The sequence below is a fragment of the Mesorhizobium sp. M7A.F.Ca.US.008.03.1.1 genome (genome assembly GCF_003997495.1).
In the GTDB taxonomy this organism is placed as follows: Bacteria; Pseudomonadota; Alphaproteobacteria; order Rhizobiales; family Rhizobiaceae; genus Mesorhizobium.
The window spans coordinates 233,738-257,690 of sequence record NZ_RZRU01000001.1; the positions used below are offsets into that span (position 1 = coordinate 233,738).

18 protein-coding genes are annotated in these 23,953 nt (G+C 63.2%); 1 reads left to right on the plus strand and 17 read right to left on the minus strand.

Annotated elements, in window-relative coordinates:
* From EOA16_RS01045 to tssA, 16 genes are read right to left on the minus strand one after another with little or no spacing between them, the layout of a single operon-like run.
* The gene (locus tag EOA16_RS01045) at window positions 1-975 is read right to left on the minus strand and encodes a DUF4150 domain-containing protein (RefSeq protein WP_127254926.1); all 975 of its coding nucleotides are present in this window, start codon (window positions 973-975) and stop codon (window positions 1-3) included.
* Entirely contained in the window at window positions 972-1,991 is a 1,020-nt protein-coding gene (locus EOA16_RS01050) for a beta-ketoacyl synthase N-terminal-like domain-containing protein (protein ID WP_127254928.1), read from the minus strand. Before EOA16_RS01050 ends, EOA16_RS01045 begins: the two co-directional genes overlap by 4 nt.
* Entirely contained in the window at window positions 1,988-3,091 is a 1,104-nt protein-coding gene (locus EOA16_RS01055) for a DUF2169 domain-containing protein (RefSeq protein ID WP_127254930.1), read from the minus strand. The genes EOA16_RS01050 and EOA16_RS01055 overlap by 4 nt, the downstream gene beginning before the upstream one ends.
* Window positions 3,091-3,633 carry a type VI secretion system-associated protein TagF gene (gene tagF, locus EOA16_RS01060; protein WP_245455817.1) on the minus strand — a complete coding sequence of 181 codons (543 nt, stop codon included), beginning with the start codon at window positions 3,631-3,633 and terminating at the stop codon, window positions 3,091-3,093. Before tagF ends, EOA16_RS01055 begins: the two co-directional genes overlap by 1 nt.
* Window positions 3,615-7,151, minus strand: coding sequence for a type VI secretion system membrane subunit TssM (gene tssM / locus EOA16_RS01065; protein ID WP_127254931.1), 3,537 nt, complete (start codon window positions 7,149-7,151; stop codon window positions 3,615-3,617). The genes tagF and tssM overlap by 19 nt, the downstream gene beginning before the upstream one ends.
* A gap of 1 nt (window position 7,152) precedes the next feature.
* Window positions 7,153-8,475 (minus strand): type IVB secretion system protein IcmH/DotU, encoded by a 1,323-nt coding sequence (gene icmH / locus EOA16_RS01070; protein WP_127254933.1) that lies wholly within the window; start codon window positions 8,473-8,475, stop codon window positions 7,153-7,155.
* Between the two features lie 4 nt (window positions 8,476-8,479).
* Window positions 8,480-9,814 (minus strand): type VI secretion system baseplate subunit TssK, encoded by a 1,335-nt coding sequence (tssK, locus tag EOA16_RS01075; RefSeq protein WP_127254935.1) that lies wholly within the window; start codon window positions 9,812-9,814, stop codon window positions 8,480-8,482.
* Between the two features lie 39 nt (window positions 9,815-9,853).
* Entirely contained in the window at window positions 9,854-10,306 is a 453-nt protein-coding gene (gene tssJ / locus EOA16_RS01080) for a type VI secretion system lipoprotein TssJ (protein WP_127254937.1), read from the minus strand.
* Between the two features lie 3 nt (window positions 10,307-10,309).
* Window positions 10,310-11,779, minus strand: coding sequence for a type VI secretion system-associated FHA domain protein TagH (gene tagH / locus EOA16_RS01085; RefSeq protein ID WP_127254939.1), 1,470 nt, complete (start codon window positions 11,777-11,779; stop codon window positions 10,310-10,312).
* Window positions 11,776-12,861: a type VI secretion system baseplate subunit TssG gene (gene tssG, locus EOA16_RS01090; protein ID WP_127254941.1), complete on the minus strand. Its 1,086-nt coding sequence runs from the start codon at window positions 12,859-12,861 to the stop codon at window positions 11,776-11,778. The genes tagH and tssG overlap by 4 nt, the downstream gene beginning before the upstream one ends.
* Complete coding sequence (gene tssF / locus EOA16_RS01095; RefSeq protein WP_127254942.1) at window positions 12,825-14,699, minus strand: type VI secretion system baseplate subunit TssF; 1,875 nt, start codon at window positions 14,697-14,699, stop codon at window positions 12,825-12,827. Before tssF ends, tssG begins: the two co-directional genes overlap by 37 nt.
* A gap of 1 nt (window position 14,700) precedes the next feature.
* Entirely contained in the window at window positions 14,701-15,456 is a 756-nt protein-coding gene (gene tssE, locus EOA16_RS01100) for a type VI secretion system baseplate subunit TssE (RefSeq protein WP_127255317.1), read from the minus strand.
* The gene (locus EOA16_RS01105) at window positions 15,443-15,898 is read right to left on the minus strand and encodes an Hcp family type VI secretion system effector (RefSeq protein ID WP_115143971.1); all 456 of its coding nucleotides are present in this window, start codon (window positions 15,896-15,898) and stop codon (window positions 15,443-15,445) included. Before EOA16_RS01105 ends, tssE begins: the two co-directional genes overlap by 14 nt.
* A gap of 48 nt (window positions 15,899-15,946) precedes the next feature.
* Entirely contained in the window at window positions 15,947-17,452 is a 1,506-nt protein-coding gene (gene tssC / locus EOA16_RS01110) for a type VI secretion system contractile sheath large subunit (RefSeq protein ID WP_023767751.1), read from the minus strand.
* Window positions 17,453-17,455: 3 nt separating this feature from the next.
* Window positions 17,456-17,995, minus strand: coding sequence for a type VI secretion system contractile sheath small subunit (gene tssB / locus EOA16_RS01115; protein ID WP_023767752.1), 540 nt, complete (start codon window positions 17,993-17,995; stop codon window positions 17,456-17,458).
* A 5-nt stretch (window positions 17,996-18,000) separates the two neighbouring features.
* Complete coding sequence (gene tssA, locus EOA16_RS01120) at window positions 18,001-19,173, minus strand: type VI secretion system protein TssA (RefSeq protein WP_127254944.1); 1,173 nt, start codon at window positions 19,171-19,173, stop codon at window positions 18,001-18,003.
* Window positions 19,174-19,494: 321 nt separating this feature from the next.
* On the opposite strand from tssA, the gene tssH reads away from it, so the two are divergent.
* Window positions 19,495-22,296 carry a type VI secretion system ATPase TssH gene (gene tssH, locus EOA16_RS01125; RefSeq protein ID WP_127254945.1) on the plus strand — a complete coding sequence of 934 codons (2,802 nt, stop codon included), beginning with the start codon at window positions 19,495-19,497 and terminating at the stop codon, window positions 22,294-22,296.
* 125 nt (window positions 22,297-22,421) lie between these two features.
* Here tssH and EOA16_RS01130 read toward each other — a convergent pair whose 3' ends face one another.
* Window positions 22,422-23,486, minus strand: a complete 1,065-nt coding sequence (locus EOA16_RS01130; protein ID WP_245455818.1) for an ISAs1 family transposase — start codon at window positions 23,484-23,486, stop codon at window positions 22,422-22,424.
* Between the last annotated feature and the right edge of the window lie 467 nt (window positions 23,487-23,953).

Genomic DNA, 23,953 nt, shown 5'->3' on the forward strand with positions numbered 1-23,953 from the left:
CTATCTTCTGGGCTTTGGCGGCTTCATCGTCTTCTTGGCTTCCTTGCCGGGCAATGGGTTGGAGGTTCTGCCCTTCTGGCTGGCCGCGAATGCGCTTTGCTGCGCCTCAACCGCTTCCTTTGCCTTCTTGATGCAATTCGCATTGAGGTCCTGAAGGTCGTCAAGACATGAAATGGTTGCTTCGGTAATCTTGCTCATCGGCGCAACGCCGAGTTTGCCCTGCCCTTTCAACTTGGCTTTCGCATCCGCTAGTTTTTTGCCTTTGAGTTTGGCCAGACCGGGCCGGCCCAGCGTAACGATCTGTTCACGGTCAGCCTCATGAATCCGTTCGTGATCATCAGGACTGAGACAGATGCATACCCCCTCTCCAAGTGTCGGAGCATTGGCGATGCGCGTCGATGCAACATCCGCGTTCGCCCGACTGCCCGTTCGGAAACACTTGTCCGGTACGATATGATGTGCCTCGCCGCCATTGTCGTTGCAGACCGCCGCGATCGCGTCATAGGAGCCAATCAGGCATTTTTCCGTGCTGTAGATGACTCCGGCGCCGGTGGCCAGTTTCGGAAAGGTCAGCGTATTTCCCTGCGGTGAAGCGTGATTGTTGGTCGACAGGTCCGTCATCCGGTTGACGGGCTCGCCGTCGGCCTTGACATTGCTCGACCAGGCGACGGCGTACTCCTTGCCGGTATTCTTCGATGTGATGATGCCTTTCTTGGTCGCGCAGCCCGCTTCCGTGCCGCTTGTCTTGGTGTAGTAGGATTTGTTTTTCTGCGTGATCGTCTGGCCGCCGATCTTGACGGTGCTGGTGCCCTTGTCCGTGTCGCTGTCGAAGCCGAAAGAAGGATAGGGAATAGGAATGCCAGGGGGCGTTGCCGGATTCTCCGGCGGCGTGAAGCAGACATCGGGAAAGGCCGCTATGACCTTGTTGCCCTGCGCCTTGCAGGCGACTTCGAGACTGTTGGCGTAGACCGTCATCTATGCAGCCTCGCAGCGAAGATGGCTGCGCCGCACGCGCCGGAATCTTCGGACGCCTCGATCAGGACCGGATTGCCGGCCGCGTAGCCCTTCCTTGCCGCCGCGAAGGCCATGCCGATCATCACCGGCACCGCCGCCGCTCCGATATTTCCAAGCGATTCACCCGGCGACCACAGGTCCTGAAAGTCATGGGCACCTCGCACGAGCCGAAGGCTTGCCAGGGCCGTTTGCTTGAACCAGTACTGCTCGCCGATAAGGTCCGAAATACGGAACCCCAACTGGTTCATCTCAATGCCGGCCTCCTTGAGTGCGTGCCGGTAGGCGGTCGTCAATCCGTCCCCGCGCAGCGGTTCGTCAGCCTCGTTGTAGATGTATGCATTCTCTCGGGCGAGGCCCAGACCGTGCAGCCTCAGTCCGGATCCATGACCAGCATGGGTGCACAGCACAGCGGCCGCGGCCTCGCCGGGAATAAAACCGTTCGGATTGTTGGTGGCCAGCAAGCGACGGTTCGCCAGATAGAAGCCTATCGCCTCGGGAGTGAGGTAGCTGTCCACCCCTGCAACAATGACTGCTGAGGTTCCCCCTTCGGCCAGCAGCCGGCGCGCCTGTTCAAGTGCCACCAGACCGGATGGCCGGCCATGCGATATGGTGCGCGATCGTGGGTCGACGGCCATCTCAAGGATCGCACATACATTCCGCAAGAACGCGGAGGCATCCTGGACGGGTGAACCAGGCCGCGACGCCTCCGGAAGGCACAACAACATCGGCGTCCGTTCGCGCGCTTGCGTGCATATCTCGCTTATCGCAGCCGCCAGCATATGCGTCATACGTTTCTGGCCGATCCATTTTCGTGGCATGGTGACAGGGGAGCCAAGCAGCCACTCGCCTTCATCATCGGCGTACTGCGTCTCCTTGAAGCCGTCCAGGCGTGCGCGGAGCGCCGCACAAGACGACGGCGCATCAAGGCCGACAGCCGTCACCATCCCGGTCGCCACGATGTCGAGCGCAGCCGTCATGCGTCCTCTGCCTCCGGCTGAATCGGTTCCGCGATCGGCCGCACATATGGCTTCTTGACGGCTTTGGCGTGGAGCATGCCTGGCGTCGGCGGCCCGACCCAGCATTCGGTAAAGTCGAGGATCGTGCGCTGGAGGCGTTGCGACACACGCCAGACCAATGAAAAGCGCCGATTTTCGGTGTCGAACAAAACAGTGTCCGGATGAATATCGGCCTCGAATGCCTTGGTGTCGCCCTTGAACATTGCAACCTTGATGGCCGTGGCTGGCATTCTGAAATGTTCGCGCCCCCTTGGTGTCAAATTGATGAGCTGCATTTCCTCGCCACCGCGCGGCGGATCGATTTGCTGGTCGGACGGGGCCACCTGGAAGTAGCGTTCGTCGAAGTCCGGCGGCAGAAACGGGAAAATGTTGTTGGCCCAGTTGTCGTCATAGGTGCCGCCATATTCGATCCGGCCCGGCCAACCGCGGCCCATCGGGCCAAAGCTCATCGGCTTGTAGTCGCCGAATGGCGAGCGGATCTCTTCGCCAACCGCTTGCGTATTCGGCAGCCGCAGCCCGGGGATGAGGCGCTGGTTCCTGGTGCGCGACCAGCCGGTGCCGACCGGGTTGTATTTGTAGCTGGCCGGCAGCTTGTCCTCCGCATCCAGCCTGTCGACGCCACCCCAGGCGACGTCATAGGAAATGGGCAGTTTCAGGAAGGGTTGCGGCGATGTGGCGGTAAAAACCGGGCCGATGGCGCGCCATTCGCGGTGGCCGACGACCTCGAACAGTTTTGACCAGTTGCCAATCTTGATGCCGACCGGCACGCGCTCGGCCCGCCGCCCGCCCGGCGCGTAGGCGAAGCCATTGGCGATCACGTCGCAGCGCGGTTTGCGGAAGGCGAAATCGGTTTCCCATAGCGTGGCGGAGTAGCCGGGTTCACCGGTTTGCGTGTCGGCAAAAACCAGCGGCACCTGTTCTGCCGATCTTTGCACCAGCCCGCCGGGCGTCGCGGGAAAGTCGAACGTGCCCTTGACCACCACGACGACCCACTCACGCCCGGTCGTGTCGGCGCTCACGCTGAACTCGTGCCGGTAACCCATCTGGTTCCAGATCCGCATCAGCTGGTCTCCCAGCTGGCGGCGAGGATTTGTTCCAGCATCGTTTGTGGCGATTGTGGATCGATGTCGAAAATGTCCGAACGGGCTGTCCACATCACCATGCCGCCGATGACTTCTTCACCCGGCTCGACTGATGGCACCGGCAGCCCGGCCAGCGCGGCATCCAGTTCGTCTGGCGTCAGCTCGCCGTTCTGGGCGGCGATGGCCGCCGCTTCGATCTGGGAAAACCACGCGTCGGCGTCAGCCAGCAAAACGGGAGCTTCGACGAGCTGCGCGACGACGCTCAAAGGAAACTTCCTGCCGACCCTGTCGGCGCTTTGCACGATGATGCCCACCGATGCGCCGAAGGAAGCCGGGCCAGCCAGAAAGCGCAGCGCGGTTGTGCTTGGCCAAATTTCCGGGCCAAACAGCGGCACGAGATGTTGCGCCAGCCAGCGGTCCCAGTCGCGAACAAAGTCGCCCGGCAGCCGCCGCGTCACGAAGTCGCCGGTGGCGGGCATTTTGCCGTAGAAGCCGGGCACGGTCATATCTGCGGCGGACATGAGAATTTCTTGAACATCTGGAGATTGTAGGGGTTCTCGACGCTGGCAGCCTTGAGTTCGAAATCGGCCCACATTCCCTTCGTGCCCAGGCGCAGGCTGTAGACATCTGACAGCGACGTGCCGGCGAAACGGCCGTTGCGCAGCATCCGCAGCCACGCCCAGCTCCCGGTCTCGTTGAGCATGATTTCGGGCGAACCGTCGATCGGCTGGAAGGCGAGCGAAATGACCCCGGTGCCGTCCTTGCCCGGCCACGTCATCGGTTGCGGCCGCGTCGCATTGTTGAAATAGACGAGGGTCTGGCCATCGAGATTGAGCGTCACGCGCGTGACGTTCGGAGACAGGTCCTTCGGTTCGAGCGTGAAGCTCATTACCGGTCCGGTACCACCGGGAAAGAGATCGTCGCGGATATGCCTGGCCTGCTCGAACGCCGCCAGCGCCGACGGATCGAGGCCGAAATCGGCGCGCCATTTCCACGGCTGGCTGGTGGTGTCGACATAGTTGATCAAATGGTCGTTGATGAAACCGTCGATCAGCCCGGCCGGTCCGAACAGGCGGGCGAAATCACGCACATTGACGTCGACCGCGCTGTCGGCGCTGAATGGATAGCGGTCGTTCAGCGCCGCCTGGCAGAACGGCAGTATGTCCGCGCGCCAGATGGCGTTGAGCTCCGAAGTGACCGCCTTCTGCGTCAAATTGCTGGTGTCGCCGGCAATGCCGCTAAGCCAGACGTTGATAGGGTCGGGCAGGATCTGCGCTTGCCTGGCGACCGCGCCCGTCAGCTCGGCAAGGCCGCCCTGCTTCTTGATGGCATCCTGCGGATTGGGGTTGGCGGTGACCGTCTGCAGCACGTTCGACAGCGCGGTCAGCGCGACAACGGCGGCATCGAGCGCCGGCGACTGGCCGTCGACCTCGGCAATGGTGCTCTTCAGCGGTTTGAAATGTTCGGCCACCAGATTGCCGGTCAGGTCCACCTCGGTGGCCGAGCCGGCGCGGGGCAGCAGTTTCGCACCGCTTGTCGCCAGCTTGCCGAGTTTTCCCAGCTTGCCGAGCAGTTTCGAGGCGCCCTTGGCCGCTGCCTTGTTGTCGGCGGGCGCGTCGTCGGAACGCGTCAGTTCGGTCTCCTGAACGACTGCGGTCAAGAGCCGCTTCAGCGCTGAATCCGCACTCGAGAGATCCTTCAGGTTTTCGCTGGCGACATTGAGATCGGTCAAGGGCGCGAGCCGCATGTCGCGCAGGAAGCTGTCCCATTGCGCGATGTAGTCGTCATAGTAGAGTTTTAGAATATCCTCGGACAGCGCCGAGACCGAGGTCTCGGAATTCTCCGAGCAACCGCCGGCGAAAACCGCGCGATCGAGCGCTGCCTGGGCGGCGACATCGTCGATGCGGTCGAGAATGGCGTCGTGGAAGCCGGCATAGGTGAAGGCTCCGGAAATGCCGACGCGAAGCGTCTTGTCGGAGCGCCGCGCAAACACCTTGCCGCCATTGGGGCCGGCGAAATTGGCGGGGATCCACTCCTTGAGCCCGGCCACCTCAGGATCGGCCAGCAGCTGCTTGTAGGCACGTGCCGGCAACGAGATCGTGCACACCGTTTTCAGCGCTTCGGCGACCAGCGCCTGGTCGGGCGCGACGTAGCTTTCGTCGACCGCCATGCGGCGGATGGCGGCAAGCTGATGCTCTTCGGCATCGGCGGTCGGAAAGGGTGCCGCGGCCGCGAATTCCGGCAGGCTGTTCACCCACCAGTTCTGGGCGAAATCGGGGTCCATCTGCGACAGGCCCGTCATCATGCGATAGGTCTTCAATGCGCCGAGCATGAAATCCGGATCGCGGATCTGCCGCCACATGGTCGCCTCGAGCAGCGCCACCATGCGCGGCTCAAGCACGTTGCGGAGCGCATGGTCGTAGGTGTCGGTCTGTGCCCGCACCAGTTCGGCCGAGGCCGACGGCCCGAGCAGATCCTGGGGCGCGCCCGGCGGTGCTGTCCGGGCATTCGCGACCGCATCCATCGCCTCGAGCGCGCCGTCTATGGCCGGCTGCTGCACCGATGCCGGATTTGCGGCAGTTGCGGTCAGCGGGGTTTGCAGCGCTTCGAACTGGCTTGCCTGCGCCGTGATCGCGTTGCGGTTGTCGAAATAGGACCAGGTGAACAGCCCGCCCGCCAGCAAGGCGGCCGCAGCACAAGCGGCCGCGGCACCGCGCCAGATCCAGGCGCGGCGGCGCTGCGCCAGCGGGTCGAAGGTGCCGAGGCCGGCTTCCCTGAAGATGACGTCGGTGAGCAGGTTCTTCAGGAAGAAGCTGCGTTTCTCGACCCTTTGCGCGGGCAGGGCCCGCCGCGGCGGCAGGCCGAAGGACGACGACAGCGCCGCGGTCAGCCGGTCGATGGGGGCCCCTTCCTGCGTCGCCGATGTCAGATAGAGGCCGCGCAGCCAGGCGGCTTCTTCATACCGGCTTTCGCCGAACATCGCCTCGACCAGCACCTGGATCGGTTCGGACAGGCTGGACAGCTGGGCAGGGAACCTGAAGATCTCGGCGCGGGCGGCGAGCTTGTCTTCGTCCTCCAGGCGCGGCACCAGTCGCCGCTCCAACTCCGTCGCCAGCGTCGAAATTTCGCGTTCGATGGTCTTGGCATCGACACGCGCATCCAGCGCGAAGGTCGTTCCCCAGACCTGTTCGCGCGAGGCGGTCGACAAGCCGCCGAAGAAGGCCTCGAACCCCTTGATCAGGTCGGCCTTGGTCAGCATGAGATAGACCGGGAGGCGGATTTCGAGCCGGTCGTTGAGCTCGGCCAGCCGGCGGCGGATCTTGCGGCCGTGTGCCTTGATTGCTTCGTCCCCCTCCGAAAGCACGTCGATCGAAAGCGCGACGATCACGCCATTGAGCGCGCGGCGGCCGCGATGCTTCTTCAAAAGGTCGAGGAAGCCCAGCCATTCCGCCGCGTCGACATCGGGCTGGCTCTCCTGCTGGACATAGCGGCCGGCAGTGTCGATCAGAACCGCGCTTTCAGAAAAGAACCAGTCGCAGTTGCGCGTGCCGCCGACGCCTTGTAGATCGTCGGTGAGGTCGATCGGAAAGTTCAGGCCGGACTGGCGCAAGGCGGTGGTCTTGCCGGTGGCCGGCGGCCCGACGATCACGTACCACGGCATCTCGCGCAGGAACTTGCGCCCGCCGAGTTTGCGACGCTTCAGTTCGGCCATCACCTCGGCGAATTTGGCCCCCACGGCCGCGACGTTCTCTTCACCAGGCCCGAGGGGCTTCTCCGCAACTGGCGCGGCGATCTCGGCGACGAACATGCGGTTGGCGCGGATCGCCCGGCGTTGGGCGACGATCAGCCAGATCAGCCAGAAGATGATCAGCCCCGCGATCATGGCAATGCGCACATTGTCGGAATCGAAGGGCGAATAGGGGCCGACCCTGACGATCGGACCGAACACCCAGATGACCAGCGACAGCAGCGTGATGCCGATCAGCGTCCACAGCCAGCGCGACGTCAGGACCGCCCAGAGGAAGCGCAGGATGAACATCTCACAGCCTCTTTTCGACGAGCACCTCGACGCGGCGGTTCAAGGCTCGCCCCTCGCGCGTGCTGTCGCTGGCCACCGGATCGGTGGCCGCGCGGCCCTCGGAATGGACGCGGTCCTGCGGCACGCCGTTCTGCACCAGCATGTCGGCGATCGTCTGGGCGCGCGCCTCCGACAGCCGCTGGTTGGTCGACAGCGGATTTGTCTTTTGCAGGGGAACGCCGTCCGTATGACCGATCACCGTGATGTTCCCGATCAGCTCCTGATTGGCCAGGATCACTTTGGCGATCGAAGCAATCAGGGGCTCGAAGCCGTCGCTCAGTTGCGGCCGCGACGACTGGAACAGTTCGGGATTGGAGGCCTGGATGATCAGCTTGGCCAGCGAGACGCTCTCGGTACCGCTGAGCGCGGATTTGAGGTCGGCCGGTGCCCCGGCCTGGAATTCCGGCAACAGCGCAAAATCCACTCTTTCCGGCGGCGGGGCGTCGACCTTGGGCGAGGTCCGGCTGATGTCGCCGCGTTCAGGCGGCGGCAGCGCGCGCACAAGGGCCGAAAGCTCGACCGCCTGGCTGCTCAGCCCCATCGACAGCCCGATATGGATGGCCGTGGCGACAACCGCCGCGCCGAGCGCCATCACCCAGATCGGCACGATGAAGCGCTGCGGCTCGTCGGATGCGATGACGCCCTTCCAGTTTGGCGACAGCGGCGCGCCCTCGGCGTCGGCATCGCGCAGGAAACGTGCCGCCGCCACGCGAACGGCGTTGAGCGAGCGGTCGCCTGAGCGGCCGGGCACGCGATATTTGCCGCGGAAGCCGAGCGCCATGCAATCATACTGCAGTTCCAGCAATTCGCGATCGCGGTTGGGATGGCGTTCGAGTTCGTCGAGACGCGTGAAGAACTGCGTGCCGGCATCGACATCGCCGCGCAGCATGACCACAAGCGGCTGCCGCGGCCAGGCGCTGGCCCCGCCCCAGGGCGTGTTCAGGGCGAGATCGTCGAGCAACGCCGCCACCACCCAGGCTGCCTGGTCGGCACGGTCCATCGAGGAGCCGGTCGCCATCGCCGTGTCGCGTGCCCGAACCAGTTCTTCGAGCAATCGGGTGCGCAACGCTTCCGGGTTCTCCGGCGCCAGCGCGCTTTCAAGCTCGGGCGCGAATTCGAGCAGTGGCGCGAATGCGTTGACGAGCGCGTTCGGGTGGGTGCGAGACCGCTTCATCGCCGCGCCCGGCAGCAGCGGTGCCATCGGCCGTGGCGTCGGCGCGCCGGTCAGCCTTATGCGGGTGCGTTCGCGATCCTCCGACAGTCCGAAAGGATCATCGCGGCTCATCATCTCACCTGTTCACCGAGTAGCAGTCCACCTGCGGCTCGCTTGGCAACACGCCCGAAACGCCGATGACGAAGCCGGGGGCATCGAGCAGCGACGCCCAGTGCTCGCTCTTCTGGTCCAGCTCGAGGCATAGCCGATCGCCGTCGTAAGGGATCTCTCGCGGTTGGGAATGAAGCGGCTTCAGCGGAATGCCGGGCAAACGCGATTTCCACAGGCCCTCGAACTGGTCGGCCGAGCCGACAGTCGCCTGATTGACGAAGATCTTGCGCAGCGCGTCTTCCGACAGCTCCGAACCGACGCGGATGACGATGCGGCTGGCCACCAGCAGCTTCGGGTTGTCGATGCGGATCTTCCACACATTGGTCGAATGCCGCATGACCGGCAGCGCCCGCGATTTCGGCTCGATGTAGCGCAGGCTGAGGATGAGCGAGCGTAGCGCATCCGCCAGCGCCATGTAGGCGGGGCCGGGCGCCATGTGATCGTAAGCCGGCAACTCACCCAGCCGCCGCGCGCTCGATCCGTAGGTCGCCATCGAACCGGCGAGCCCGGCAAGTTCCAGGTAAAGCTCGGCCGGATGGAAGACATCCTGCGCCAGCATGTGGGCCAGCCGCGGCCGCGCCGCATTGGCGAGGTTGAGCATCAGCAAATCTTCGACGCTGCGCCCCGGTCCGCCCATCACCATCTTGCCATGCGCCTCGGCGATCTGGTCGAGGCCGGTGACGACTTCCAGCAGCAATTGCCGATACCAGGCCACCGCGCCGGTTACCAGCGTCGGCGGCAGGAAGGTCTCGTCCAGCGAGACGCCGCCATCGGCTCGCACCCCCTTGAGGTCGGCGATCGGCAAGGCGGTGTAGCCACCGACCGACTTGCCGGGTGCCAGCAGCAGCGCCTGCGGGCGGGCGATTTCAATTTCTTCAGGGTCTGAGCCGCCCTGGACGGCGTCACGCACCGAGACGATCCGCCCGTGATAGCGGGCTCCCGAGGCGGCGGCGTGTGCCGGATCGAAGCCGACACCGCCGGGCGGCTCGAGCGGCAAGGCGACCAGCACCGGTCCGGCGGCCGTGTCCGGGGTGACCGGTAACGGTCGCGGCGCGTCCATCATCTCGGGAATGGCGAAAGGTGTCCCGTCCGGGAAGATGCCCCGTGCCGACAGGATGGCGACCTGGCCGGCGTCGAGCAACGCCTGGTCCAGCGTCAGCTGTTGGAAGCCGAACGTATGCAACTGCCCGGCCTGCAACGCGCCGCGCACCGTCGCCTCGAAAAAGCGATCCTGCTGCTGGAAATGCTGGGTCCGCAGGAAAAGTCCTTCGGACCACAGCACCCTGTTTGCATCGCTCATGCCGCTACTCTCTGCATGGAGCTTCCCTTATCTTGGCCGCTAGGCGGAAATGCCACCACTGCCAAGCGTGACGTTGATGGTAAATTGTGATCCCGCCGACACTGATTTGGTTGTCCGCCAGTTCCGGCCGCCGGGTTCGCGGATAAGTGCAACAAAGCCCAGCGCCGTCGCGTCCGGCTCGACCGTGATGGTCTTGGACGCGGTCTTGCCCGGCCCGACGGCAATCTGGTCCGATCCGATGAGGTCGCCCGCGAGTGCCGTGCCGGCATCCCCCTGCAGCGCAAAATAATCTGCGGAATTGAATTTCCCGGTGCTTTTCAGCCGCATCACGAGGACTGTAACTGGCCGGTCGCCCCCACCTGGTCCCGGGTTCATGCCGGCTCCGCCGGTCAGTTTCACGGTGACCACGGATGGTTTTGGCGGACCGCTCTGGCAAGCCGCAAGCAGTCCGGTCGCGCCCAGGGCAACGACAAATTCGCGTCGGTCGATCATGTCTCACTCCTCCTCATATGCATCCCGAAAATCAGCGCCGATTTCGCCAAGGAAGCTTTTCTCGGCGCTCTCGGCAATTTCACGATGGCGTTTCTGGTAAAGCTCCCACAGCTTGGCGCCGCGCCCGCCCGCAAGCAGGTTGCCGAGCGCCGAATTCGACTTCAGCTCCTGCTCGATCGCCGCCGGCTCAAAACGGTCGACCATACGTCGCAAAGCGGCCTGCACGCCGCGCCAGGCGCGCACGTGGTGTTGCGCGAGATCGCGAACCGCGTCGGCGATTGACGCTTCGCCGGCGAGAAATCCGGGGCTGCGCTCGGCGATAAGCGTGACGATGGCGTCGTCGACCGTCGGCAGGAACTTGAGCGGATTGACTTCGGATGCCCCGACCATGGTCTGGGCGACGCGGGCGTTGCCCTTTTCCTCGGCCCGCTTGCGAAGAAGCTGCATCAGGCCTTCCATCATCAGGCGGTATTCGCGGCCGAATTTCTCCATTTCTGCGACGCTGTCGCGTCCGGGGAAATCGGCTTCCTCGACGCCCATGCCGCGCAGGAATGCGGAGCGAAGCGCCATGTCCCCCAGTTGCGCCGCTTGCGGCAGGCGGGCAGGTTTTGCGGCAGCGCCCGTCCGCGCTGCGGCGCCTGCTGCCTGCACAGGCAGATCCCAGGGATTGGCGGATTGCGGTCGTGAGGCGATGCGCTCATGCTGTCCGTTCGAGCCGACGCCGTTTGCCGAACTTGGAGCGGCCGCTGGTCCGAAACCAAAGTCATCATTGAATTCGAACGGCTTTCCGGCGGCGGGTTCAGTTGGGCGGTTAAGAGAGGGCACAGGGTCTATGCTGAACGGATCCGCGAAGCTTGCCGCACTGCCAGTTTCGGGATGAGGATCAACGCCCGTCGAACCAGGCGTCGAAACCGGATCGAGGCTGAACGGGTCATCGAAAGCAGGCGAGCTGCGCTGACTGGAAGCAGCACGCTCGAACGCGCCAGCAACCGGCTGCTCGAACGGGTTGGGCAGATCGGCCGGTCGTGGCCGTCGCGGCTCTTCCTCGACCTTGGCGGAAAAGAAGTCGTCACCGCCGATGCTTATCGGCCCCCGCGATGCCTGCGGCAGGCGTTCGGGAACCGGCTGGCTGGCTGCTGCCGGTGCCTGGGCGGTTGGCGTCTGCAGTTCGACATGGACGACATAGTCGCCAAGCCTCAACCGCATGCCGCTTTGAAGGCGCGTCGACTGGCCGGCACCGAGCGGGCTGTCGGAGTCGTTTATGTACAGTCCGCTGCTCGACGTGTCGGTGACGAAGTAGCCGTCTCGCCCGCCCGTGATCCTGCAATGGGCGCGGGAAACGAACATGTCAGGATCGTTGATCTGCCAGCCTGCGTCGGCGCTGCGGCCGATCACCAGCTCGCCTTCGTCCAGCCGGGTCTGCCGTACCGCCTGGGTGCGTGGCCCTTGCTCCAGCGTCAGCAGCAGGCTCATGCCGCGACCCCCGCCATTTCCGGCCGCCATCCGACAATTGTCCGCAGCCGCAGATCGTCAGCATCGCCCCTTTCGGCGGGCCGCGCAAGCCAGGCGGTCCGGCCGAGCTGGACCGCGCCGATACGCGGCGGCGGCACGGCTTCGCGCGCCAGCACGATGCGCAGGTCGACGTCGAGCGTCTCCCCGACCATGTCGCGAACGGCCTGCTTGAACAGTTTGAGGCGCGAACCTCCCGGCAGGAACGCCTTGAACTCGTCGAAGCCGAGAGGGCCGACGCGCAGCTCGATCCTGCTTTGGCGGTTGAACACGCGCGGGCCGATCGTCGCTCCCCGGCCTAGCCCCGTATAGGCTTTCGCGAGGCGCGTCTGCAGCATGGTCGGAATGGTTATCCAGGCGGCGATGAATTCCTTGATTTGAACCGGCACCCTGAAGGCTTCCGCCAGGAACAGAGTCAGCCGTTCCGGACCATCGATCTGACTGGCGAGCGAAGCGGCTTGCCGAAGCTTGACAGTGTCGAGATCAGGATTCTGGGTTCCGGGAAGCCCGATACCCGCCATCGCTTCAAGCATGGCGCGAACGCGACCGCCGACCGCGCGCTCGACCTGAACCGCCGGATGCGCATCCGCCCAGGCGCGGTAGTAGAGGGCCATCATGCGGTGCTGAAGGATGTTGACGAAGTCCACGAAGGTGGTGTCGCTGGTCTGCTGTGAATCGGCGCCCGCGAACCACCGCTGCGACAGGCGGTCGAGCACCCAGCGCGTCAGATGCAGCGGCATTGGCCCCTCGGGTCCCAACAGACCGAGATTTGCAACCGTGACCCGGGCCGGTGCCTTGTCGCTGGCCTCGCGAAATTGCACCAGGTCCCGCGCGGAAAAGGCCAGCCGCACATGCTGGCCGAGCCTTGCCGGCTCGCGGTCGGGGCTTCCGGAATGGCCGAACAGGCGGCTCCGCTGTTCGAGACGGCGCAGCAGTTCAAAAAAGTCGAATCCTTCAGACAGACCTGCGGCCCGGTCCGGGCCGGCCTTGTCCAGATCAGGCGTCTTGTCTAGATCAGGTAGCGATTGCCGGGCGTCATCGGCCATGGCACATCCTCCTGCTTCTGCAGCAGCCGCGTGCGGGTTCGCACGAAGCCGTTTATTCCGGCATGCCGGGCAAACAGCCGCGCTAGCAAGGCCGACAGCAGCAAGGTGCTTTGCCCGGCCAGCACCGACTGATCGACATGCAGCGTCACTTCGGTGCCACGTCCGAAGCACATCGGCCCGTCGATCTGCAGTCGCTCGATAACCGACCGCGAGTCGATGCGCACGATCGAATGCACGTTGCGGGCAAGGCTTGGATCGCCCCGGTCGGCATAAAGATCGAGCAGCGCATGCAGCGGATCAACGCCGCGGCCGTCTTTGGCAAGGCTCAAGAAATTGAGCGCCAGCTGCGCCACCAGTCGCCAGGCGAGATCGTCGGCTCGGGATTCACCATCGGCTCCGGCGGGCAGTGCCGCGGGGATGGCCGGCTGCGGTGGACGCAACGCGCCGAGCAGCCGGACGGATTCGACCGGATCACCGGCCTCCAGCGTCAAGGTCGGATTGTCGTCGAGGATCGGCAGGTCGCGATTAGTGCAAAGCGCCATGATGTCGAGACGCTTCACCGGCCGGTTCGCGGGGTTTCCAAGCGGCCGCGATACGGCCAGGAAAACGTCGTCCCCGGTGTATGAGGTGCGGGTCAGGCCGTCACGCCGTTCATCCTCCGTTGCCCGGCGTGGACGCCGCTCCGTCGAATATACCCAGCCGCTGCCGCGGTTCTGCCCGAGGCTGAACAGCTCCGGTATCTCGGCGTCGCTGCCTTCACTGTCGGCATCCTCGACGCGCAGGACCCGATAGATCTCGAAGTCGCGCGCCCGCGTGCGGTCGGCGTGCAGCACCTGCCGCGTCTTCCGCTGATCGAGCTCGACGACGTTGCACTCACGCTCGAACAGATTGATGATCGGCGTCGCGAAAAGCTCGAAATCCGCCGGCGTCAGGTCGGCGAGTTCAGGCACCGGGCGGCGGAACAGGAAGATGATTTCCAGTCCGGCCTCGCATTTGCGCACCACCTGTTGCAGTCCCATGACCCGCGCATAGTGAAAGCGCTCCGGCATGACGAAATATTCGCGCAGCAGGCGGTACCCTTCGAATGTCGGACGGGTGCGCGGCATCAGGGCCTCGTCGTCGCTGATGCCGACCATTTCGGGTGCCGGCAAGGGCGACAGCCGGTTGGTCTTGCCTTCCGGTCGTGCGCCAATGGCCACGCAAGCGCCGAAAATGGCGTCGAACAGAAGCGGCGCCTTGGTGCGTCCAGCAAAATAGAGGTCGAGCCGGTCGAGCGCCAATTCGTCGAGTTTGCCTTTTCCGGTCCGCGTCAGCGCGAGGCGCAGCGCCGCCTCGCCGGCGATGCCACCAATCGGTCCGATGCCGGCCGCCGCCAGCGCGCTGCGGTCCTGAAAATAGCTGACCGAAGTGATCGCTATCGGCCATAAGGTCATGTCCTGTGCGGTCGAGAACGTGCAGCGCGTTGACAGGCCGGGTTGCAGGCTGGAGACCAGCCGCGTGTTGCGCTTGACGACGTGGCCGGCCGGCATGATCTGCACCTGCTGTCCGGGTTTCAGCACCGCCATTGCCGTTGCCGGCGCCGGCGTGACGAGATCGGGATAGAGGACATCGAGCATGCTGCGCGAAAATCGCGAGCGCTCGGCGTCGACCTTTAGTCGGGTACGCGCGGCGAGGAAGGCGACACCGTCCAGCAGCCGTTCGACATAAGGATCCGGGCAGGGCACCGTATCGAGGGAGAGGTTGCGCGCCACTGCCGGATGCATGTCGGCGAATTCCGCCGCAAGGCCGCGGATATGGGTCAGTTCCTCCTCGTAATATTCGATGAAGACCCGGTCCATCTCAGGCGTCCCTAATTTCGGTCCGCGCCAAGCCGTTGTCGAGATTGATCGTGGTGCGCAGGCGCATGCGTTCCGGTGTGGGCGTCATGATCAGCACGGCGTCTATCTCGATCTTCAGGCCCACGGTCTTGTCGCCGACGGTGACGCTAACCTTCGTCGCGCTTTCCTTGAGCCGGGGCTCAAAGGTGGCGAGCACCGAGCGGATTTCGCGTGCCAGCACGTCGCGGTCGAAGTCGCGGGACGACCTGCCCGAGAAGGAAGGCACGCCGTAATTGACCACGCTTCGACGCACCTCCGGAAAATCTGCGAGCGACGGCGGATTGTCCGCCATCTGCTCGTTTTCCAGGTCGGAAAGCAGCAGCGTGGCCTCGAAGCGCTCGGTATTGAACAGCGCCTCGATGTCCCGCCGCACTGCTTCCCGCAGCACGCGGGCCGACACCACCACGCCACGGCTTTCGATCTCGACGCGGTGCTGGGTCTGAAAGGCCAGGCGATGCAGACGTCGTTTCTGATCGGGCGTCAGCTCCGCATCCGCATCGATGGTCCGCGCACTGCCGGCAACGAGGGTATCGAGACGGTCCGCGCCAAGCTCGTCCAGCAGGACATGGCGCAGCCCGTCTATCTCCGAGGTCAAGCCCGGCAGGTCGTTGACGAGGCGATCCCACAGCGACGGCTGGACCGCCTCGCTTTTCGCCCGCAGGCTGCCCGCGATCTGCTGCTTGCCCGCGCCGGGCCGCCGAACCTCACTTGCCGACATAGACATCCATTTCGGCTTCGTCATTGCCGTCATAGACGAACTTGATCTTCTTGTAGGCGAAGCTGACCTCTTCCTGGATCAGGTCTTCCTCATCCTCTGCCTGCGACATGTCGTATTCCATGATCGAGGCGTCGGTGAGTGTCACGACCAGATAATCCTTGGTCTCGCCATCGATGGTCCGGCGTGCGGAGAACACCACTTCATCAAGCGCTTTGTTCTCGAACAGGGCCTTTTTCAGATAGGGCGAGGATTTGTCGTAGTGCTTGATGAACTTGATCATGCCCATGGATACGCGCCCACGGCGTGACAGCGAATTTGGATCATAAGGTGCGACCATCTTGTAGTCGACGCCATGGATTTCGATCTCGTCATCGTGGCCGTCGCGGGTGCTGGGCCCTTTGATATCGGGAACCTTCAGAAAACCATCAATCTTGACTGGCATTGTCTTTCTCCACCGCTTTCAAACAAAACAAGGTCTGGTTGCTGCAAATCAGGTCTTCACGGACGGCAGTTCCGATACCAGCCGCAGCGAGGCGTTGATGCCTTCCAACTGGTAATGCGGGCGCAGATAGAAGCGGGCGTTGTAATAACCCGGCCGTCCTTCCACGCTGTCCACCTGGACTTCGGCTGCGGCAAGCGGGCGCTTGGCCCGCGCCTTGTCGTCGGCAAAGGCCGGGTTGGCCAGCACGTAGCGGTTGATCCACTCGGTCAGCCATATCTGCATGTCGGAGCGTTCCTTGAACGAGCCGACCTTGTCGCGCGCAATCGCCTTGAGATAGTGCGCGAAGCGCGAGACCGGAAAGAGATAGGGCAGGTTGGCGCTCAGCCTTTCGTTCGACTGCGCGTCGGGGTCGACCAGCCGGCCGGCGCGCGTCTCGTCGTCCTGCAGCGAATGGGCGCCGATGAAGGCGGCCAGATCGGTATTCTTTCGATGCAGGATCGGCATCAGGCCGAGCTTGGCCAGTTCGGCCTCGCGCCGATCGTCGATGGCGACTTCGGTCGGACATTTCATCGCGATCGAGCCGTCGTCGGTCGGGAAGCTGTGCACCGGCAAATTGAGCACAGTGCCGCCATTCTCGACGCCGCGGATCTGCGTGCCCCAGCCGAAAAGCTTGTGGCTGCGGTTGATGTTGACGCCCATCGGGAAGGCGGCGTTCATCCAGACATATTTGTTGTGATCGCCTTCCACCTCTTCCTCGAAGGTGAAGCCCTTCACCGGAACGGTATCGGTGCCGTAGGGCAGCCTGGCTAGAACGCGGGGCATGGTCAGGCCGATATAGCGGGCGTCCTCGCTCTCGCGCAGCGACTGCCACGAGGCATAGGCCGGGTTGGAGACGATTTGCTGCAGGTCTTGCGGGTTCGGCAATTCCTGCCAGCTGTCCATGCGGAACAGGCGCGGCGAGGCGGCTGCGATAAACGGCGTGTGCGCCGAGGCGCAGATGCCGGAGATGTTGCGCAGCAGACCGACGTCGCGCGGGTGGTTGGAGAATTCATAGGCGCCGATCACACAGCCGATCGGCTCGCCACCCAGCATCGAATACTCGTCCGTATAGACCTTCTTGAAAATCGGGCTCTGGTCCCACATCTGACCTTCATAGTCTTCAAGCGTGTCGGCCAGCTGCTCCTTGGAGATGTTCATCACCCGGATCTTCAGCTTCTGATCCGTCTCGGTGTTGTTGACGAGATACCACAGGCCGCGCCATGTGCCTTCCATCTCGCGCACTTCCGGCGCGTGCAGGATCTCGTTGACCTGTGTCGTCAGCATCTTGTCGATGCCCGCGATCAGCGACTTGATCGACTTAATCGCATTGGATGAGATGGTCGTGGTGTCGGAACGCGATTGCGCCGCGAGCGCGAGATTGCGCACGAGTTGCTGCAGCTTCTCGCTGTCGTCCTTCTTGACCTTGAAGTCCTTCTCGAGGAGGCCGCTGAATTCGTCGAGGTTTATGGCTTCGGCCTCGGCGGTGACGGCGGCGGTCTTTTGCTGTTCGGCCATGGTCTACTCCCCTGCCTTGTCGTCGTCGGCCAGTGCCTGGCTGGCGATCTTGCCAAGCAGCGGCTCGTTGTTCAGCAACTGCGCGATGCGTTTCTCGGCGTCGACGCGGCCGTCCATGAAGCCGAGCAGTTCCTCGAGTTGGCGGCGCATCTTGAGGATCTCGGCCAGTTGCGGCACCTGCTCGGCGACCTTGTCGGGAGCGAAATCACCCATCTTGGTGAAGGTCAGATCGAGCGCCAGTTCCTCGTCGCGCTCCTGGCCTTCGGCTTGCGGCAGCGTGTTCTTCACCCGGGCTTTGACGCGGGGCCCGAGCGCTTCCATGAATTTGGGGAAGCGGTTCGCGTCGGTCTCGACGAAGGACCGGTCCAGCACCGATTTTGACGCTTCCTTGGTCTGCGAAGCGCCGGAAAGGTCGGCCATCACGGCCATGACAAACGGCAATTCGATCGTCGTCGGGCTACCGTAGGTTTCCACGTCGTAGGCGATCTGCACCCGTGGCGCGCGATTTCGTTCGATGACCTTCGCTTTGCTTTCGGCTGGCATGTCTGTTACCTTTCATCCTTCTGAGCCGCCTTCTTGACATCGGGAACGCCGGCAAGGAGCCGGAATTCCTTCAGCCCAGACGGGGCGAGATCTTCCATCAGTTCAACGAAATCCATGTGCACCATGCGGCGCACACGCCGCGCCAGATGCGGTATAGGGCTCGACGGTTCGGTGCGGTCATAGAAGGCGACGACCAGGTCGAGGCACTTCACCACGTCGTCGCGCGAGGAGATCCGGTCGGGAAGCCCCGTGCTCGAGTCCGTGTAGCTTGCCGCACTTGTCATAGTCTCGGCTCCATGACCGTTTCGAGCTGGCGTTGCTGGTTCTGCCGGAATGGGCGGCTTGGCCGCGCCATTCGCCACCGCACCCGCTGCCGAATTCCGTTCGAGGGTCGTCAGCAAACGCTGCAGAAACCGCTTTAAGTCCGGGACCGGAGCGCCGCCGCCTTCGAGGCGGGCGCTCAGCGCGGTTTCGACCGCGTCAAGGGCCGCGATCGCCGCCCGCGCGTCGGCGACCAACGCGACCATCTCTGAACCGGCCTGATCGATCTGTGCCGCACATCCGGCGCGCACCCGGTTCAATAATTGCCCGTGCGTACTCACCAGTGCGGCCTTTTCCGCCATGTTCAATCCCGAGGCGGCTTCCTGGAGCATGACACGGTCGTCGAGCGCGCTTTGTTCCAGGTCGCGTCCGCTGATTGGCCCGATCGCGCGTGGCGCAAAGAAAATCATTTGCCGCAGGTTCGCCAACAGCCCGTCCTGACCATTCTGCAGGTCGAGCAGCGCGTTGATCCGGCGCAAGGCGGCATCGCGAGGCAAAGCGTTGGGCCGCATGGCCGGATGCATGGTTTCCCAATGCTGATCGAAGGTCTGCGCAATGAGGGTCAGACCCTGCGCCAGCCCGGCCAGTCCGTCTTCATTGGCCAGCGCACGCGTTACGATGACCAGCAGGCGCAGGTCCCGGCCATGCGCGCGCAAGTCCGCCGCCTTTTCCAGCACCGCGGACCAGTCGACCGGAATGGTGCTTTGCGAAGTGGGCTTGTTGTTGCCGTCGTGGACGACCTTGACCTCGGGCTCGGTCAGGCGCTCTAGCTCATGGAAAGCCGGGTCGTTGCGCAAATCCTCCCCTGACGGATTTTCACCGTCGAGCGGAGTAAGCCAGAGTGCGACATCAATCACACCAACCCCCAACGTCCGACCCTCGAACCGTACGTGACCTAACGTTATCACACCGTTGCACTTTACCACAATTCGACGACTGCTTAAAAATTAACAGAAGCTAAATGCCGCCGCCCTTGAGCGTGATTGCCGAACCCTGAATGTGAAATGCATTGCATGAAACCGCCAATTCCATGGTTATTTGCCGCCGGTGGTGCGGGACTTTGCACAAACGGAAGGTAGCGGCTGAACCGCGTATCGAGGCCCCGTCCATCACACGTTTTGTCAAGTGACGGCTTATGTGGCAGTTTATCGGCTGGCAGATCGCAGGAGCACGGTTCGATGGAACAGCGCCGGTCATCGCAGACCTTCAAACGCAAGGAGTTGGTGGGCAAGCTAAATCCTGTGGGTGTCCGCGCCTTCAAGGCTGCTGCCGACAGTGCCAAACTGCGCGGCAATCCTTACGTCGAGCTCGTACACTTCATCGAGCAACTGGTGCTTTCCGACCGTTCGGATGTGCAGATGATCATCTCCGATGCCGGCGTGGACGCGAGCAGGCTTACGGCCGATATGCCCCGCGCTGTCGACAAGCTGCCTTATGGGGCCACATCGATTGAGGAGTTCTCCGACCATATCTTTCATGCCATTCAGGAAGCCTGGAACCTCGCGACGTTGGAGTTCGGCGTCGAAGAAGTCCGCAGCGGCCATATAATCCTTGCCTGCCTGAAGACACCGGTTCTGGAAGGCTTGCTGTCTAAGATTAGCGGCGAGTTCGACAAGATCGACGCCGACGCGGTCATCGCGCGGTTCGCCGATGTCGTAGAGGGCTCACTCGAAGCCGGTGCTTCGACCACGGTCTCCACCGCGGAGGCGCCGAAGCGGGCTCCGGGCGGCGATTCGGCGCTGGCGAAATACGCCACCGACCTCACCCAGCGCGCCCGCGACGGCAAGATTGATCCGGTCGTCGGCCGCGATCCGGAGATCCGGCAGATCGTCGATATCCTGATGCGGCGCCGGCAGAACAACCCGATCCTGACCGGCGAGGCCGGGGTCGGCAAAACTGCGGTCGTCGAAGGCTTTGCCTTGCGTATCGCCGCGGACGACGTGCCGCCCACACTGCAAGGGGTCAGTGTGCGCATGCTCGATGTCGGATTGATGCAGGCGGGTGCCAGCGTGAAGGGCGAGTTCGAAAAGCGGCTGAAGGCCGTCATCGATGAGGTACAGTCTTCCGAAACCCCGGTCATCCTGTTCATCGATGAAGCCCACACCTTGATCGGCGCAGGCGGCGCTGCTGGAACCGGCGATGCGGCCAATCTCTTGAAGCCGGCGCTGGCGCGCGGCGAACTGCGTACGATCGCGGCAACGACCTGGGCCGAATACAAGCAGCACATCGAGAAAGACCCAGCCCTGACCCGCCGTTTCCAGGTGGTCAAGATCGACGAGCCTTCGGAGGCGGTGGCCGTTCTCATGTTGCGCGGCGTCGCCGGCGTTCTGGAGCAGCACCACAAGGTGCAGATACTGGATGAGGCGATCGAGGCGGCGGTCAGCTTATCGCATCGCTACATCCCGGCGCGCCAACTGCCTGACAAGGCGGTGAGCCTTCTCGACACCGCTTGCGCCCGTGTCGCCATATCGCAGCACGCCACGCCAGCCGAGGTCGAGGACATCATGCGTCGCCGCCAGGCGCTGGAGGTCGAGCGCGGCATCATCGGCCGCGAGGCCGCGATCGGCATTGAGGTGACCGATCGGCAGGCGCGCGTCGAGACCGGGCTTGCCGAGAGCGAGTTCACTCTGGCCGCGGCGCAGCAGCGTTGGGATCGTGAAAAGGCGCTGGTTGCCGAGATCCTCGAATTGCGCGCCAGGCTGCGCGGCGAGGGCGTGCCGCTCGATGTGGCGACGGACGCAGTGGCCGATACCGAAACGGCAGTGGCGGACGCAGAAAAGGCACCAAAGGCTGAGCCACCCAAGACTGAGCCCAAGGCCGAAACGACGAAGACCACTGCGGCCAAAGCCAAGGTCGAGGTGCCAGTGGTTGCGGATCCTGCGCCGTCAGATCCGGCGGCCGACCTTGCGCGTCTGCGCGAACTCATGCCTGAGCTTGCCGCCGCTCAGGGCGAGACACCGCTGATCCTGCCGTCCGTCGATCGAAATGCGGTGGCGACCGTGGTCCAGGACTGGACTGGTATCCCGACGGGACGGATGCTGTCCAGCCAGACCGAAAAGGCGCTCAAGCTCGCCACCACGCTTTCGGAGCGGGTCGTCGGCCAGGATCACGCCATGGAGATGATCGCCAAACGCGTGCAGACCAGCCGCGCCGGGCTTGGCGCGCCGGAAAAGCCGGTGGGGGTGTTCCTGCTCTGCGGCCCCTCGGGCGTCGGCAAGACTGAAACCGCCTTGGCGCTGGCCGAAACGCTTTATGGCGGCGAGCAGAACCTCATCTCTATCAACATGTCCGAGTTTCAGGAGGCGCATACAGTTTCTACCTTGAAAGGAGCGCCGCCAGGTTATGTTGGCTACGGGAAGGGCGGCATCCTGACCGAGGCGGTCCGCCGCAAACCCTATTCGGTGATCCTGCTCGACGAGGTCGAGAAGGCGCATCCTGACGTGCACGAAATCTTCTTCCAGGTCTTCGACAAGGGGATGATGGACGACAGCGAGGGCCGGCGGATCGATTTCAAGAACACGCTGATCCTGCTCACCTCGAATGTCGGCTCCGAAGTCATCATGGACCGGACCAGGAATGGCACGCTACGGGCAGGGCTCGACGATCTGGACACTGAATTGCGCAGCCCACTGCTGAAGGTCTTCCCTGCGGCCTTTCTCGGCCGAGTGGTGACCATTCCTTATTATCCGCTCTCGGATTCGATGATCGAAGCGATCACCCGCCACCAGTTCGCCAAGATCGCTCGTCGGCTGCGTGCGACCAACGACGCGGAATTGGTGATCGGCGACGGCGTCATGGACCTAGTCAAGGCTCGCTGCACCGAGATCGAATCCGGTGGGCGGATGATCGACGCCATTTTGACCAATACGCTCCTGCCTGAATTGAGCCGCGGCGTGCTAAACCGCTCGCTCGAGGGCGAAAAGATGACAAAGGTGACTGTTGGTGCCTCCAAGGAGGGCTTCACCTATTCCTTCGAGTAGCTTCACGCAAATGTTGATGACGCATCAGACGATTTGCTTCGGGTTCTCCATGCAAAGGCACACTAAGCTACTAGCCGAGGCTTGCTATGATGCGCCCCGCGGCAATCAGGGCTCCGGAATCCAGGTTAACGGGTTAGGTTTCCGAGGATAGTCTGGAGGTAGGCGGTATCCCATCCGGCGATCTTGCGCCTGCTCTTGAGGGATCGCTTGTCGGCGATTGTTCTGAGGAGGTTGAAGGCGAAGTGTCTGACGACCGCCATGTTTTTGGCGCCGTGGCCTTTGCGCAGGTGTGACTGGTCGTCGTTGAAGACGACATCGAGCACCCAATGCAAGCTGTTTTCGATGGCCCAATGGCCTCGCACCGCCTGCGCGGCCTGTTTGGCCGATAATGCGGCGGAACTGATGTAATAGCGGGTATCGAAGCGCCCACGATCCTTGAGTTCGGTGCGCCACGTGACCCGAATGATGGTGCTGGCGTCGGGCAGGCGCAGTTCGCCGGGAAAGCGCTGGTCGCCGCTGAGCCAGTCGGCTTCTTTGGCTGACGGTGACCATGCGCTGTTCGATGCGGCCATGGCCCTTGTCGACATCGGTGTATCGCTGTCCAGGCTGGTCAGCGGCGCATCGTTGAAGAAGGTCTCGATCTCCTGGCGAAGCGTCGGCTGGTTGGCTTTGACGGCAAGCAGATAATCGGCCTTTGCGTCGCGGATGGTCCTGGCGATCGTGGCATTGGTGGCGACGGCATCGATCGAGACGAGCGCACCCTTCAAGCCGTCGTTGCCGGCAAGTCTTTCGATGAGCGCGGGAATCGCCGCGAGTTCGCTGGATTTGTCGGCCACCGCTTCCTGCCCGAGCACCAGGCGCGACGTGGTGGCGAAGGCCGAGACCAGATGCAGAGCTGGCTGGCCGGCGCTGCGGTCATGGCTGCGCCGCGAGGTCTTGCCGTCGATGGCGATGAGTTCGGGACGATCGGGCCAGACCTGTCGGACCCAATCGGTGAAAGCCGCCGAGAACAGGTTGGGATCGATCCGGTTCATCAGGATTGTCAGCCAGCGGCCGCCGGGAACACCATGATCATAGGGCAGATAGCGGCGCAGGAACGCAAGATGCGTCTGGCCCCAGTCGGCGATCAGATCGTAGTCGTCGAAATCGCAGATCGTGCCGCACACCACTAGAAACAAGACTTCGGGCAAAGATGAGCCACCCGCCAAGGCTCACGCGGGTCCTTGATCGCGGCAAATGATCGAGCAGCGCCCGCAGACGCGATTTCTCAAACCCTTCAAGCACTACAACTGCCATGGCGACGCTCCGAATCAATCGAGCCCATGGAATCAGCTATCCCGCAATCCCGAAAGCGCGTTAACCCGAGTTCGAAGCCCTGCCGCGGCAATAGATTGGCTTGACGCAAACGGCTAGAAGAACGACGGTAATTTTTTGCCTGCCACGGCCGTGCATCTGCGCGGGTCCGGCGTTCCCGCGGTCGTAGTCGCCTTCCTGGTTGGAGCGGTGACGGTACTTTTTAGAGACGGCTTGGGCATGTCGTAGGACAACGCGAGTTGTGAAATCGCCCGATTGGTCCTGATAGTTGGTGAAACCTCAAAATATTTTTTCCGACGATTTTCACTTTAAAATCAAAAGCGTAACTTTTTGACGGTTTCGA

Excerpts from the sequence above, each read along its gene's own strand:
- tagH (WP_127254939.1), bottom strand. The coding sequence starts at position 11,779 with ATGAGCCTGCTGCTGACGCTGGAGCAAGGGCCACGCACCCAGGCGGTA.
- tssM (WP_127254931.1), bottom strand. The coding sequence starts at position 7,151 with ATGTTCATCCTGCGCTTCCTCTGGGCGGTCCTGACGTCGCGCTGGCTG.
- tssE (WP_127255317.1), bottom strand. The coding sequence starts at position 15,456 with ATGTCGGCAAGTGAGGTTCGGCGGCCCGGCGCGGGCAAGCAGCAGATC.
- tssG (WP_127254941.1), bottom strand. The coding sequence starts at position 12,861 with ATGGCCGATGACGCCCGGCAATCGCTACCTGATCTAGACAAGACGCCT.
- tssJ (WP_127254937.1), bottom strand. The coding sequence starts at position 10,306 with ATGATCGACCGACGCGAATTTGTCGTTGCCCTGGGCGCGACCGGACTG.
- tssC (WP_023767751.1), bottom strand. The coding sequence starts at position 17,452 with ATGGCCGAACAGCAAAAGACCGCCGCCGTCACCGCCGAGGCCGAAGCC.
- tagF (WP_245455817.1), bottom strand. The coding sequence starts at position 3,633 with ATGTCCGCCGCAGATATGACCGTGCCCGGCTTCTACGGCAAAATGCCC.
- EOA16_RS01105 (WP_115143971.1), bottom strand. The coding sequence starts at position 15,898 with ATGCCAGTCAAGATTGATGGTTTTCTGAAGGTTCCCGATATCAAAGGG.
- tssB (WP_023767752.1), bottom strand. The coding sequence starts at position 17,995 with ATGCCAGCCGAAAGCAAAGCGAAGGTCATCGAACGAAATCGCGCGCCA.
- icmH (WP_127254933.1), bottom strand. The coding sequence starts at position 8,475 with ATGAGCCGCGATGATCCTTTCGGACTGTCGGAGGATCGCGAACGCACC.
- tssK (WP_127254935.1), bottom strand. The coding sequence starts at position 9,814 with ATGAGCGATGCAAACAGGGTGCTGTGGTCCGAAGGACTTTTCCTGCGG.
- EOA16_RS01045 (WP_127254926.1), bottom strand. The coding sequence starts at position 975 with ATGACGGTCTACGCCAACAGTCTCGAAGTCGCCTGCAAGGCGCAGGGC.
- tssF (WP_127254942.1), bottom strand. The coding sequence starts at position 14,699 with ATGGACCGGGTCTTCATCGAATATTACGAGGAGGAACTGACCCATATC.
- EOA16_RS01055 (WP_127254930.1), bottom strand. The coding sequence starts at position 3,091 with ATGCGGATCTGGAACCAGATGGGTTACCGGCACGAGTTCAGCGTGAGC.
- EOA16_RS01050 (WP_127254928.1), bottom strand. The coding sequence starts at position 1,991 with ATGACGGCTGCGCTCGACATCGTGGCGACCGGGATGGTGACGGCTGTC.
- tssH (WP_127254945.1), top strand. The coding sequence starts at position 19,495 with ATGGAACAGCGCCGGTCATCGCAGACCTTCAAACGCAAGGAGTTGGTG.